Origin of the sequence: Dietzia sp. NCCP-2495 (assembly GCF_026011735.1) — a bacterium.
GTDB lineage: Bacteria > Actinomycetota > Actinomycetes > Mycobacteriales > Mycobacteriaceae > Dietzia.
In genome coordinates, this window is sequence record NZ_BRVN01000001.1 from 265493 (window position 1) to 278802 (window position 13310).

General features: G+C 68.9%; 13 protein-coding genes. 4 read left to right on the forward strand and 9 right to left on the reverse strand.

What is annotated here, in order from left to right:
• Positions 1–28 precede the first annotated feature (28 nt).
• From OPF83_RS01230 to rimP, 8 genes are all read right to left on the reverse strand, one after another.
• A complete protein-coding gene (locus tag OPF83_RS01230; RefSeq protein ID WP_264885384.1) occupies positions 29–967 on the reverse strand; it encodes a metallophosphoesterase in 939 nt (312 codons plus the stop codon).
• Positions 964–2382, reverse strand: coding sequence for an MATE family efflux transporter (locus OPF83_RS01235; RefSeq protein WP_264885385.1), 1419 nt, complete (start codon positions 2380–2382; stop codon positions 964–966). The genes OPF83_RS01230 and OPF83_RS01235 overlap by 4 nt, the downstream gene beginning before the upstream one ends.
• Positions 2366–3310: a bifunctional oligoribonuclease/PAP phosphatase NrnA gene (locus OPF83_RS01240; RefSeq protein ID WP_264885386.1), complete on the reverse strand. Its 945-nt coding sequence runs from the start codon at positions 3308–3310 to the stop codon at positions 2366–2368. The genes OPF83_RS01235 and OPF83_RS01240 overlap by 17 nt, the downstream gene beginning before the upstream one ends.
• A gap of 32 nt (positions 3311–3342) precedes the next feature.
• Positions 3343–3801, reverse strand: coding sequence for a 30S ribosome-binding factor RbfA (rbfA, locus tag OPF83_RS01245; protein WP_264885387.1), 459 nt, complete (start codon positions 3799–3801; stop codon positions 3343–3345).
• Positions 3802–3917: 116 nt separating this feature from the next.
• Positions 3918–6794: a translation initiation factor IF-2 gene (gene infB, locus OPF83_RS01250; protein ID WP_264885388.1), complete on the reverse strand. Its 2877-nt coding sequence runs from the start codon at positions 6792–6794 to the stop codon at positions 3918–3920.
• A 69-nt stretch (positions 6795–6863) separates the two neighbouring features.
• Positions 6864–7262 (reverse strand): YlxR family protein, encoded by a 399-nt coding sequence (locus OPF83_RS01255; RefSeq protein WP_264885389.1) that lies wholly within the window; start codon positions 7260–7262, stop codon positions 6864–6866.
• Positions 7263–7404: 142 nt separating this feature from the next.
• Positions 7405–8391, reverse strand: a complete 987-nt coding sequence (gene nusA, locus OPF83_RS01260) for a transcription termination factor NusA (RefSeq protein WP_264885390.1) — start codon at positions 8389–8391, stop codon at positions 7405–7407.
• Positions 8388–8933 (reverse strand): ribosome maturation factor RimP, encoded by a 546-nt coding sequence (rimP, locus tag OPF83_RS01265; protein ID WP_264885391.1) that lies wholly within the window; start codon positions 8931–8933, stop codon positions 8388–8390. Before rimP ends, nusA begins: the two co-directional genes overlap by 4 nt.
• A 107-nt stretch (positions 8934–9040) precedes the next feature.
• Here rimP and OPF83_RS01270 point away from each other — a divergent pair, with 107 nt between their 5' ends.
• Positions 9041–9514: a hypothetical protein gene (locus OPF83_RS01270; protein WP_264885392.1), complete on the forward strand. Its 474-nt coding sequence runs from the start codon at positions 9041–9043 to the stop codon at positions 9512–9514.
• Positions 9511–9915, forward strand: a complete 405-nt coding sequence (locus tag OPF83_RS01275) for a ferritin-like domain-containing protein (RefSeq protein ID WP_264885393.1) — start codon at positions 9511–9513, stop codon at positions 9913–9915. Before OPF83_RS01270 ends, OPF83_RS01275 begins: the two co-directional genes overlap by 4 nt.
• An 86-nt stretch (positions 9916–10001) precedes the next feature.
• Here OPF83_RS01275 and OPF83_RS01280 read toward each other — a convergent pair whose 3' ends face one another.
• The gene (locus OPF83_RS01280; RefSeq protein WP_264885394.1) at positions 10002–11747 is read right to left on the reverse strand and encodes a proline--tRNA ligase; all 1746 of its coding nucleotides are present in this window, start codon (positions 11745–11747) and stop codon (positions 10002–10004) included.
• Between the two features lie 58 nt (positions 11748–11805).
• Between OPF83_RS01280 and OPF83_RS01285 the strand changes: the two genes are divergently transcribed.
• Both OPF83_RS01285 and OPF83_RS01290 read left to right on the forward strand, forming a co-directional pair.
• On the forward strand, positions 11806–12555 hold the full coding sequence (locus tag OPF83_RS01285) for a peroxide stress protein YaaA (protein ID WP_264885395.1): 750 nt from the start codon (positions 11806–11808) through the stop codon (positions 12553–12555).
• Between the two features lie 178 nt (positions 12556–12733).
• Positions 12734–13300, forward strand: a complete 567-nt coding sequence (locus tag OPF83_RS01290; protein WP_264885396.1) for a dihydrofolate reductase family protein — start codon at positions 12734–12736, stop codon at positions 13298–13300.
• Positions 13301–13310 lie beyond the last annotated feature (10 nt).

The following is a 13310-nucleotide window of genomic DNA, read 5'->3' on the forward strand; positions in this document are numbered from 1 at the left end:
CTGGTTCGTCACCGGTCGTCCTGGTTCGTCACCGCTCGTCGTCAAGATAGGGACCCGGCTCCCCCGCACGCGCGATCCGCGGTATCCCAGAGTCGCCACGGACCCACTTCACCTGCGGTTCCTCGGGATCGGGCAGTATCTGCCGCGTCAACGGTTCAGGACGACCGCGTCCGTTCCACTCCCGCGGGTAACCGAGAGAGACCTCCTCGAACCGCACCCCGTCGTGGACGCTCGTCCGCGGGATGTGCAGATGCCCGTACACGCTCACCCGCGCTCGGTACCGCCGGTGCCAGTCCGCGGTCTGTTCGGTCCCGCACCACAGCGCGAAATCGGGGTGACGCAGCACGCGGGTCGGGTCCCGCAGGAGCGGCCAGTGGTTGACGAGGACCGTCGGGTGCGCCGGATCCAGGCCCGCCAGTCGCGTCGTCGTGGCGACGAGTCGATCCCGGCACCACGCCGCCGCGTCGGCGAACGGTCCCGGGTCGATCAGGAACTCGTCGGAGGCCACGACCCGGCGCTCCCGGGCGCCAGCGAGGGCGACGTGCCGGGGCTGGCCGGGAACCGGGGTCCATGAGTAGTCGTACAGGAGGAACATCGACACCACCCATGCCGGTCCTCCCGGCCCCGTCCACAAGGGGTACGGGTCCTCGGGCGTGAGGACACCGATCGAGCGACACTCCTCGACGAGCCGGTCGTACTTCGTGGTGGAGGTCATCCCGTCGTCGTCGCGGCCGATCCAGAGCTCGTGATTGCCGGGCACCCACAGGACGCGCTCGAAGCGCTCGGCCAGCGTGGCCAGGGTGTCCCGGATCTGGGACGTTTTCTCGGCCACGTCCCCCGCGACGATCAACCAGTCCCCCGGGTGGTCTGGCCAGAGCTCGTCGAGGACGCCAGAGTTACCGCGGTGCCCCACATGGAGATCAGACACCGCACGCAGGGTCGGGCCGGGACCCGCATCAGTCCTCATCCGGTCTGACCTCCCGTCTGCGATCCGACCCCGGTGTCCTCACCGGCCGCGACGTCGGGAGTCCGCCCGGGGGTGTGCGCCCCCAGCACCATCCACCGGTCGCCGCGAACGCGGATCGCCACGGCGATCAACCTCATCACCACGAACGTCCCCATCCCCCACCAGATTCCCGCCAGTCCCCAACCGAAGTAATGGGTGGCGAGGAGGACCGGCAGGAATCCGGCCAACGCCGCGATCACGGTGGTCGTGCGCAGGTACGCGGCGTCACCGGACCCGAGCAGCACTCCGTCGAGACCGAACACGATCGCCGCCGGGATCACCACCACCGCCATCCCCACCAACGCCACGACCAGTCGCGACGCGACCTCCGCATCCCCGGCCAGCATCCCGGCGAGCTGATGCCGCAGCGAGATCGTGATGATCGCCAGAACCGCACCGAGGGTGACCGACCAGAGCACGACGGCCCGCGCGAGAGCCCGGCCGTGAGCGGCGAGGCCCGCCCCCAGTGCGGCACCGACCAGAGACTGCGCCGCGATGGCGACCGAGTCCAGAACGAGCGTGTACAGCGACCAGAGTTGCTGCGCGAGGTGGTGCGCGCCGAGCGAGGCCACCCCGGCCGCCGCGGCGGCCGTGGTCGCCACGGCGAACGTGATCTGGAATGACGCCGTGCGGATGATCAGGTCGACCCCCATCCGCAGCTGGGAGACGATCACGGCCCGGCGGGGACGGAACGGACCCGGTCTCTCCAGCACGAGTGCCACGAGGAATCCGATCGCCATGATCAGCTGGCCGGCGAGGTTCGCCCACGCGCTCGCCATGAGCCCGTAGCCCGGCAGCGGGCCCACGCCGGGCACGAACACCACACATCCGACGGCCGACACCCCGACACCCACCGCGACCAGGACGAGAGGCGTGCGCAGGCGCTGCACCCCGCGCATCCACCCGTGACCCGCGGACGAGACGAGAATGCAGGGAATGCCCCAGACGGCCACTCTCAACCATTGCGCGGCGCTGTCCGCGACGTGCTGGTCCGAGGACAGGACCGAGGTCAGCGGACCGAGGAGGGCCAGTACCGCCGCCACCACCACGGCGCCGACGGCCACGGCGATCCAGGTGGCCTGGACGCCCTCGGCCACGGCGTCCGCCCGTCGCCCCGCACCGTGCAGTCGGGCAGAGCGGGCGGTCGTCCCGTAGGACAGGAAGTTCATCTGGGTGCCGAGCACCAACAGCACGAGCGAGCCGACGCCGAGCGCCGCGAGATCCTCCGGTCCCTGCCTGCCGACGACGATCCCGTCGATCAGCAGGTACATCGGCTCCGCCGCGAGCACGGGCAGCACGGGAAGAGCGATCGACCACAGGCGCCGCCCGAGTTCACCCACGCCGACGGCGGACGTGCGCTCAGCCGAGGAGGCCACGAATCCTCGCCATGACGGAGTCCACATCGCCGTGCATCGTGCATCCGGCGGCGGCCGGGTGTCCGCCTCCCCCGAGTGCGACGGCCACGGCGGAGACGTCGACGGCGTCCAGACCGGGTCCGCCGTCACGGGATCGCAGGGACACCGCCCATTCTCCTGGCAGATATTCCTTGAGCAGCACGGCGACGCACGCCTCTCTCACGCCGCGCAGGTGCGAGACGAGGGACTCGACATCGTCCTCGTCGGCGGTGGAGATCACGTCGTACGGGACCGCCAGCCACACGGTGCCCCGACCGCCCACGGATTCCGCGTCGAGCGTCACCGACCTCAGGAGCCGTCCGAGGACGGTCAGCCATGCGAAGGAATGCGCGTCGAGGAGATCGTGACCCAGCCGCGTCGTCTCGGCCCCGGCGGCGATCAACGCGCTGGCGGTGTCGTGTGCGCCGGGGCCGCCCCACCGGAAGGAACCGGTGTCCGTGACCAGACCGGCGTACAGGGCCGTGGCGATGTCGGCGTCGACGGGGTATCCGCCCGCCCGCAGGATCTCCAGCACGAGGGTCGCCGTGGACGCAGCGGCCGGATCCAGGAGCATGTGACTACCGAATCCGGGGTTACTCGCGTGATGGTCCACGACCAGGACCTCGGAGGCTGCCGTGCGGAGGCGCTCCCAGCCACCCACTCGATCCGCGCTCGCGCAGTCGAGGGTCACGACGAGACCGTGGTGGACGGGAACGTCGTCCAGTGAGACGACCAGGTCTGCCCCGGGGATCCCGCTGAGTCCGGCCGGGACCAGACCGGGATCGAAGGAGTGGTGCACGGTGATCCCGGCCGCACGTAACGCTCGGGCGAGTCCGGCCGAACTGCCGAGCGCATCGGCGTCGGGGCGGAGGTGGCAGAGCACGGTCACCTCATCGTGCCGTGCGAGCACCTCCGCCGCTCCCCGGGCGTCGACCCTCCGCGTCACTGGCCGGCGTCTCCCGCCTGTTCATCCTCTGGTTTCCGGTACGGATCCTCGTCGCCCGCCGGGCGGGCACCCTCAGCGGCCTTGCGGACGAGTTCGTCACTCGCGCGTGCCTTGGCGAGCAGCTCCTCCATGTGCCGGGCGGCGTCCGGGACGGAGTCCAACTGGAACGTCAGCTCCGGGGTGAACTTCACGCCCGTCTGCTTGCCCACGAGTGTCCGCAGACGCCCCCTCGCGTTCGCCAGGGCGGCCTCTGCCGACTCGAGATCGGGTTCCTCGTCCAGGGTCACGCCCCGGACTGTGTAGAACAGGGTGGCCACCCGGAGATCCGGGGTGATCCGGGAGTCGGTGATGGTCACGAACTCGAGCCGCGGGTCCTTGATCTCGTTGTCGATCGCCGTGGCGACGATCTCCCCGATCCGCTTGCCGAGCCGACCCGCGCGTCCTCTACCGGTCATAGCGATCCTCCTTGACTCGGACCGGCCACCTTCTGCGGTGACCGATCTCCTACAACATGCCGCGGGGGCAGGCCCGCTGTCCACGGAACCTGCCCCCACGGTCGACACCGGCGGCGTCAGTCGCGCGGCTTCTCCACGAGCTCGTAGGTCTCGATCACGTCGCCGACCTTGATGTCGGAGTACGTCACCGTCAGACCACACTCGAAGCCCTCGCGGACCTCGGTCGCGTCGTCCTTCTCGCGACGCAGCGACGAGACGGTCATCTCCTCGACCACGACGTTGCCGTCGCGGATGAGGCGCGCCTTCGCGTTACGCCGCATGATGCCGTCGAGCACCATACAACCGGCGATCGTGCCCACCTTCGACGAGCGGAACAGCTGGCGGATCTCCGCCTGACCGAGCTGCTTCTCCTCGTAGATCGGCTTGAGCATGCCCTTGAGCGCGGCCTCGATCTCGTCGATCGCCTGGTAGATGATCGAGTAGTACCGGATGTCGACGCCTTCGCGGTTCGCCATCTCGGTCGCCTTGCCCTCGGCACGGACGTTGAACCCGATGATCACGGCATCGGAGGCGGCAGCCAGGTTGACGTTGGTCTCGGTGACAGCACCGACACCGCGGTCGATGACCCGCAGCTGCACCTCGTCGTCGACCTCGATCCCCATGAGGGCCTCTTCGAGGGCCTCGACGGTACCGGAGTTGTCGCCCTTGACGATGAGGTTGAGCTGGCTCGTCTCCTTGAGGTGCGAGTCCAGATCCTCGAGGCTGATCCGACGACGGCTGCGGGCGGCCAGTGCGTTGCGCTTACGCGCATTGCGCCGGTCCGCGATCTGCCGAGCCGTGCGGTCCTCCTCGACCACCATCAGGGTGTCGCCGGCGCCACAGACGCTGGTCAGGCCGATGACCTGGACCGGACGCGACGGTGCCGCCTCCTCGACGTCCTCACCGTGCTCGTCGACCATGCGGCGGACGCGACCGTAGGCGTCGCCGGCGACGATCGAGTCGCCGACGCGGAGGGTACCGCGCTGGATGAGCACCGTGGCGACCGGACCGCGACCGCGGTCGAGGTGCGCCTCGATGGCGACACCCTGCGCGTCCATGTCCGGGTTGGCCCGGAGATCGAGCGACGCGTCCGCGGTGAGGACGACCGACTCGAGCAGGGAATCGATGTTGAGTCCCTGCTTGGCGGAGATGTCGACGAACATCGTGTCGCCGCCGTACTCCTCCGGCACGAGGCCGTACTCGGTCATCTGTCCACGGATCTTGTCGGGCTGTGCGCCCTCCTTGTCGATCTTGTTGACCGCCACGACGATCGGCACCTCGGCCGCCTGCGCGTGGTTGATCGCCTCGACCGTCTGCGGCATCACTCCGTCGTCCGCCGCGACCACGATGATCGCGATGTCCGTCGACTTGGCGCCGCGGGCACGCATGGCGGTGAACGCCTCGTGGCCCGGGGTGTCGATGAAGGTGATCGTGCGATCGACCTCGTCGACCGGCACCGTGACCTGGTACGCACCGATGTGCTGGGTGATGCCTCCGGCCTCACCCTCGCCGACCTTGGCGGACCGGATGCTGTCGAGCAGCCGGGTCTTACCGTGGTCGACGTGACCCATCACGGTCACCACCGGAGGACGACGCTCGAGGTCGTCCTCGTCACCCTCGTCCTCGCCGAACGACAGGTCGAACGACTCGAGGAGCTCGCGGTCCTCGTCCTCGGGGCTGACGACCTGGATCTTGAAGCCCATCTCCTCGCCGAGGAGTTGGAGCGTCTCGGGCGTCACCGACTGCGTGGCCGTGACCATCTCACCCAGGTTGAACAGCGCCTGGACGAGCTGGGCCGGATTCACGTCGATCTTGTCGGCGAAGTCGCTCAGCGACGCACCCTGCGCCAGTCGCAGGGTCTGCCCGCGACCGTCGGGGAGCCGGACGCCGCCGACCTCCGGTGCCCGCATCGAATCGTATTCCTGACGCTTCTGCCGCTTCGACTTACGACCACGACGGGGAGCGCCACCGGGACGACCGAACGCGCCGGCGGCACCGCCGCGCCCGCGACCGCCACCACCGGGACGACCCCGGAAGCCACCGCCACCCCCGGCAGGGGCTCCGCCACCACCGGGACGGAAGCCGCCTCCACCAGGACGACCGCCCGGACCACCGGGACGGCCACGACCGCCAGCCGGACGCGCGACCTGACCGGGCATCTGACCGGGGTTGGGACGCGGCGGCATGTTACCGGGAGTCGGACGGGGTCCACCCTGACCCGGCCCACCCTGACGCTGGGGAGGACGGGGGCCGCCCTGACCCGGTGCCGGACGAGAGCCTCCCGGACGGGGGCCGGCCTGGCCCTGACCGGGACGGGGACCGGCCTGGCCGGGACCCGGGCGCGGACCACCCTGGGGACGGGGCGCCGGAGTGGTGCCGCTCGAGAACGGGTTGTTGCCGACGCGCGGGCTCTTGGGCCCGGGCTTGCCGGCCGCCGGACGCGGCCCCGGAGCAGGCCGGGACGCCGCCGCCGGCTTCGGACCGGGGGTGGCGGGAGCTCCGGGCTTGGCGGCACCGGGCCTGGGACCGGGGGTACCCGGCGTCGCTGCGCCGGGCTTGGGTCCGGCGCTCGCGGCCGGCTTGGCCGGGGTGGTCCGGTCCGGAGACGGGGACGCCGCCGGCTTCGGCGCCGGGGCACCCGGCTTGGGACCCGACGACGCCGGAGTCGCTCCGGGCTTGGGGGCCGCGGTTCGCGGGTCGGCTCCCGGACGGGGTCCGGGCTTGCCCGCCGCGCCGGGCTTGGGCGCTGCCGAACGCCCGGACGTGGACGGCGCCGCGCCGTCGCCGCCGCTCGCCGGTGCCATGGACTCCCGGAGGCGACGGACGACCGGCGCCTCGAGCGTCGACGACGCCGACTTGACGAATTCTCCCTGATCGCGGAGCTTCGTCAGAAGTTCTTTACTGGTGATACCGAACTCTTTTGCCAGTTCGTGTACCCGGGGCTTGCCTGCCACTGCTCTCCTCACTGCGAGGTCTTCACGGCAGGGCTGGCCGCGCGACCTCGATCTACATTCGATGGACGTTCATCGCTGGAGCTTCACGGTGTGCTCATCGTGTCTGGTCCGTTCCTTTTCTGATGCTCCCCCTACCGGCCACTTCGGACGGCGGGTGGTGTCGTGCTCCGGGCTCATCGCCTCGAGCACCTCCGAGATCGCGTCCTGGGACACGTTCCCGGCGATCCGCAGTGCCCTCGTGAAGGCCTTGCGGTCGACAGCTGTCGTGATACACCGCTCGTCGCGGTGCACCCAGGCTCCTCGTCCGGGCGCCTTACGGCGTGGATCAGGCGAGAGAGCCGCCGTGAGGGGATCGTGGACGATCCTCAGAAGCCGGGAATCAGAGTCCCGACCACGGCAACCGACGCAGGTCCTGATCGGACCCGCCACCTCGACGGAGCATGAACGCTGGTTCTCACGTACCCGCATCCTGCCCGCCTCGGTTTCTCGCCATCCCGCCGTTAATGGCAGATGAACGTGAAGTCACTGTGACAACTCGTCAGTCTACAGACAACGAGGGGCTGTGACTAACGGCGCGCCCGACCGCGTGGACGAGCCCCAGTGACCACTGTCACTCGGCGTCGCTGTGGATGTCGATCCGCCACTGGGTCAGCCGATGGGCCAGGCGGGCGTTCTGACCTTCCTTGCCGATGGCCAGCGAGAGCTGGTAGTCGGGAACCACGACCCGCGCTGCGCGTGTGGCCTCATCCGCGACCGTGACAGTTATCACCTTGGCCGGCGACAGCGCGTTGCCGACGAACACCGTGGGATCGTCGTCGTAGTCGACGATGTCGATCTTCTCCCCACCCAGCTCGGACATGACCGCCCGGACCCGCGCACCGTTGGGGCCGATGCACGCACCCTTGGCGTTGAGGCCGGACACGGTCGACTCCACCGCGATCTTCGTCCGGTGGCCCGCCTCGCGTGCGACCGCGGCGATCCGGACGGAGTCGTCACCGATCTCGGGAACCTCGAGGGCGAAGAGTCCCCGGACCAGGTCCGGGTGCGTACGCGAGAGCGAGACCGAGGCCCCGTGCGGCCCCTTGTGGACGCCGACCACATGGCACTTGATCCGGTCACCGTGCTCGTAGGTCTCGCCGGGCACCTGCTCGGCAGGAGCGATGGTGCCCTCCGTGCCGCCGACCTCGGGCCCGATGCGGACGACGATGATCCCGCGGGCGTTCGCACGAGAATCCGACTGGATGACGCCGCTCACGACCTCCCCCTCACGGGTGACGAGATCGCCGTAGATCTTGTCGGTCTCGGCCTCCCTCAGGCGCTGGAGAATGATCTGACGTGCGGTCGCCGCGGCGACCCGTCCGAAGTCCGACGGGGTGGCATCGAATTCTCCGATGCGATTGCCCTCGTCGTCGACCTCCGCGGCCAGCACCGCGACGGTACCGGCCTTACGGTCGAGTGCGATACGCGCGACGCGATGCGCACCATCTGTACGCTTGTACGCGGTGAGCAAGGCGTTCTCGAGAGTCGCCACCAGATCGTCCAGTGGGATCTCACGTTCCTGCGACAGCATGTTGAGGGCCGCCATGTCGATGTTCACTTGTGTTCTCCTTCTCGCACGCCACGCCCGGACGCGTCCGTGTCCGTCAGCAGATCGAGTTCGTCCTGGGGGGCGGGCCGAAACTCGACCCGGACCACGGCGCGGGCGATATCCGACAACGTTACCGACCGGGCGGCGAGGCCTCGACCCGACTTCGACACGATCCGCACCGACGGAACCGTGGCGTCCAGATCTCCGACCCTTCCACGAGCCGGACCGGTTTTACCTTCGACGTAGGAGAGCTCCACCTGCCGACCGCGGGCGCGACGCCAGTGTCGCTGCTCCTGCAGTGGCGCGTCGATTCCTCGGCTCGTCACCTCGAACGTCACCGGGATCGAGTGCGGGCCCCACTCCTCGGCGAGCGGGTCGAGTTCTGAGGACAGTGCGGAGAGCACGTCCAGACTCACCCCATCGTCGCCGTCGACGACGACCGTGACACTCCATGCGTTGGCCCGCTCATCCTCCCGGAGTTCCTCGAGGTCGAGTCCGCGGTCTGAGACCGCCTTGCGGATGAGGGCCCTGTCGGGCTCGGGGACGATCACTGTGCTCCTGATGTGCGGGCGTTGTCTCTGTCCGGTCCGGATCACGGACGGCCGAATCACTGTACCGCCTCCACCCCCGGGTTCCCGCCCCCTGGCAGGATGTCGGGGTGCCCAGCTCCTCCCCCACGCTCATGACGCGACGCCGATTCCTCGGCGTCACCGCCGGCGCGGCCGGCCTCCTGGCGGCACCGGGATGCGCACTGCCCGAACCCGATGACACCCCCGACCCCGTCCTCGACCTCGTTCTCTCGGCGGAACGGGATGCTCGTGAGTTCGCTGCGGCGGATCGCACGCACGGTGACCATGTCGGAGCGCTCCATCGACTGGCGGACGTCCGTCGGATCCAGGCAGGACAACTCGAGGCGGCACTCACCTCGCCGCGGCAGACCCCGACCCCGGCGCCGTCCGCCGGCTCGCCCGAACCGGTGCGGTGTCCTCCGGTGGACGAGGTGCGCACCCGACTCCGCGCCGACATCGCCACGGCGACCGAGGTCGCTCTGGCCGAATCCGGCATCAGAGCAGAACTGGCCGGGGCCGTGGCCGCGTCCTGTACCGCCGCTGTGGAGGTAGTCCTGACATGACCACCCCGATCGGTCTCGCCGCCGAGGACGCCGCCGTATACGGATACGGCATCATCCTGGCCGGTGCGGACGCCAGCATCATCGGCGCTGTGCGTCGCGAGCTCGCCGCCCATCGAGCACGCCGTGATGCGGCCGAACAGCTCTGGCCCGACGCCGCCCCAGCCCCGGTCGGTTATCTCACCGGGGCGGACACCTCAACGGCTCCTGTACTGCTCGCGATCCGGATCGAATCGGATTGCTGCGAGGCCTGGCGGGCCGAGCTGGGGTTCGCATCCGATAGCGAGACCCGCCGGTTCTGTCTGGACGCTCTCACCGCGTCCGCGATTCAGCTCGCGCGCTGGCGGACGTTGATCCCGGGAGCGCCGTTCGAGGCGCTGCCCGGGTTCCCGCCGCTCGCCTGAGCCGCATCATCCGCGGCTGATCCGCGTCAAGCCCGGGCCGGTCGCTACAGGCGCGGCCCAGCCGCGACAGGTGCCAGCCAGCCGCGTCAGGCGCGGATCAGCCGGATGATCTCGTCAGCAGCACCCTCGACCGGCACCTGGGTCACTTCGCCGGTGGCGCGGTTGCGCAGTTCGACTGTGCCCTCCGACCAGCCGCGGCCCACCACGACGACCCACGGTACGCCGATGAGCTCGGCATCCTTGAACTTCACGCCGGGCGACGCCTTACGGTCGTCGAAGAGGATTTCCAGGCGCACCTTGTCGAATGCCTCGACGAGTGTCTGAGCCCCGTCGATCGCTGCCTGGTCCTTGTTGGCGATCACCACGTGGACGTCGGCCGGTGCCGCCTCCGCGGGCCAGACCAGACCCTTGTCATCGGCGAACTGCTCGGCGAGAACCGCCACCAGACGGGACACGCCGATGCCGTACGACCCCATCGTGACCCGAACGGGCTTTCCGTTCTCGCCGAGAACGTCGAACCCGAATGCGTCGGTGTACTTCCGGCCGAGCTGGAAGATGTGACCGATCTCGATACCTCGCGCCAGAGTGAGGGTGCCGTGTCCTCCGGGCGCCTCGTCGCCCTCCCGGACCTCCGCGGCCTCGATCGTGCCGTCAGGGGTGAAGTCACGACCACAGACGAAGTCGACGACGTGCTTGCCCTCTTCATCTGCGCCGGTGATCCACGACGTACCCTCGACGACCCTCGGGTCGACCAGATACCGGACCTCGTTCGCCTGTAGTGCACGCGGACCGATGTATCCCTTGACGAGGAACGGGTTGGCCGTGAAATCGGTCTCGTCGAGGACTGCCACCTCGGACGGCTCTAGGGCCGCCTCGAGGCGCTTCATGTCCACCTCCCGGTCGCCGGGGACACCCACGGCGAGCAGCTCCCACTCCCCGCCCGGCGCCCGCACCTTGAGCAGGACGTTCTTCAGTGTGTCCGCGGCGGTGATCTCGCGACCCAGATCCGCGCCGTTCGCCCACTCGACGAGCGCGTCGATCGTCGGCGTGTCCGGCGTGGAGTGCACCACCGCCTCCGGCAGGCCGGCAAGTGGGATGGCGGCCGGTGCCGGTGTCTCGACGGCCTCGACGTTGGCGGCGTACTGCCCGTCGGTGGAACGGACGAAGGTGTCCTCTCCCGCGGCGGAGACAGCGAGGAACTCCTCGGAAGCGGAACCACCCATCGCACCGGACGTCGCCGCACAGATCACGTACTCGATCCCCAGCCGGTCGAAGATGCGCTGATACGCATCCCGGTGAGCCTTGTAGGACGCGTCCAGCCCGGCATCGTCGAGGTCGAAGGAGTACGAGTCCTTCATCACGAACTCTCGGCCACGGAGGATGCCCGCACGGGGACGCTCCTCGTCCCGGTACTTCGTCTGGATCTGGTACAGCATCACCGGCAGGTCCTTGTAGGACGAGTACTCGCCCTGAACGGTGAGCGTGAACAGTTCCTCGTGTGTCGGACCGAGCATCATGTCGTTGCCCTTGCGGTCCTTGAGACGGAACAGTGCGGACCCGTACTCCGTCCAGCGACCGGTGGTCTCGTACGGCTCCCGCGGCAGCAACGCGGGAAGACTGATCTCCTGGGCGCCGGCGGCGTTCATCTCCTCGCGAACGACGTCCTCGATGCGGCGCAGGGTACGCAGACCGAGCGGGAGCCAGGAGTAGACGCCCGGGGCGACACGGCGAACGTAGCCGGCGCGGACCAGCAGCTTGTGGCTCAGCACCTCGGCATCGGAGGGGTCGTCGCGGAGCGTACGGAGGAACAGGTGGGACAGACGCGTGATCACGGTGGTCAAGCGTAGCCGCCCGGCGATGTGGACCACGCCCGACGGTAGCCTCTGGCGGGTGCGCATCCTCCTATCTCCCTCAGAGACGAAATCAGTGGGCGGCTCGGGCGACCCTCTTGATCTGCAGGCTCTCTCACTGTCCACGCTCACCGAGACCCGGAAGCGGGTCGCAGATGCGCTGGTCGCAGTGTGTACCGATGATCCGGCGGGTGCGCAGAAGGCACTCGGGCTCAGCGATGCACTCGCGGGCGAGGTCGAGTTGGACGCGCAGCTGTGGACCTCACCGACAGCTCCGGCACTGGGTCGCTATACGGGGGTGCTGTACGACGCACTGGATCAGTCGTCGTTCACCAAGGCGACGCGGTCCCGCGCCGAATCCAGACTCTGGATCGGATCAGCCCTGTTCGGCCTCGTCGCCGCCGCGGACCCGATCCCCCATTACCGCCTATCTGCCGGCATCCAGCTCCCGGGACTGGGCACACTACGGTCGACCTGGCGTCCGGATCTCACGGCGGCGACCGCCCACTGGGAGGACGAGCTCGTCGTCGACCTCCGTTCCGGCGGCTACCACCAGCTCGGTCCGGTGCCCGGGGCCGTCACCGTCGACGTGGTGACCGAGTACCCCGACGGGACCCGCAAGGTCGTCTCCCACTTCTCCAAACACCACAAGGGACTACTCGCACGCACACTCGCGACCTCCCGCGCCGAGATGTCCGATGTCCCGGCGCTGCTCCGGGTGGCCCGTCGGGCCGGTCACACTCTTGAACGGACCGCGGACCGAGTACTGACGATGGTCACTGAGCCGTGATCGGGTGAGAGGGCTGAAGCCCGAATACGTCCCGACCATTGACCGCGACCGGAACCCGGTCCTAGCCTCGAACCGAGACCTTGACCGGCACTCCGCAGGTGAGCAATGACGAGCGTCGTCCTCGTGGACCGCGCCGCCCACCTCCGCGAGCACGGACAGCGATCGGATGTGGTGCAAGGTGACCAGACGCGTGGTGATCACCCAGAACATGACCCTCGACGGCGTCGTGGAGAACGACGGCAGCTGGTTCGACCCCACCGAGGAGTCGGAGCGTGGACGGGAACTCGCCCGGATCACCCGCCAACACGCCGCGGGGTCAGACGGATTCCTCGTCGGACGGGTCACGTTCACCGAGATGAGAGAGTTCTGGCCTCGGCGTGTGGATGACTCGACCGGCGTGACCGACCATCTCAACAGGGTGGAGAAGTACGTCGTGTCGTCCACGCTCGATGACCCGGGCTGGGAGGGGACCACGATCCTTCGGGGTGGCGACCAGCTCGCCACGGAGATCCGGAAGCTGACCGTCCGGGAGGGCTCCGACATCGTGGTGACCGGGAGCATCACCCTTGCCCGTGATCTCCTCGCACTAGGACTCGTCGACGAGCTCAGACTGTTCGTCTACCCCGTGGTGGTGGGTGCGGGAAGACGACTGTTCGACGACGCCCACGATCTCCGCGCGTTGGAATTGATCGAGAACAAGGCTGTCACCGGTGGAGTGGTCCTTCTCCGGTATGCGATCCACTGATCCCTCATCG

What these genes read in the sequence shown, in the direction of transcription:
- OPF83_RS01230 (WP_264885384.1), bottom strand. Translation starts at nt 967, where the DNA reads ATGAGGACTGATGCGGGTCCCGGCCCGACCCTGCGTGCGGTGTCTGAT.
- rbfA (WP_264885387.1), bottom strand. Translation starts at nt 3,801, where the DNA reads ATGACCGGTAGAGGACGCGCGGGTCGGCTCGGCAAGCGGATCGGGGAG.
- OPF83_RS01255 (WP_264885389.1), bottom strand. Translation starts at nt 7,262, where the DNA reads ATGCGGGTACGTGAGAACCAGCGTTCATGCTCCGTCGAGGTGGCGGGT.
- OPF83_RS01275 (WP_264885393.1), top strand. Translation starts at nt 9,511, where the DNA reads ATGACCACCCCGATCGGTCTCGCCGCCGAGGACGCCGCCGTATACGGA.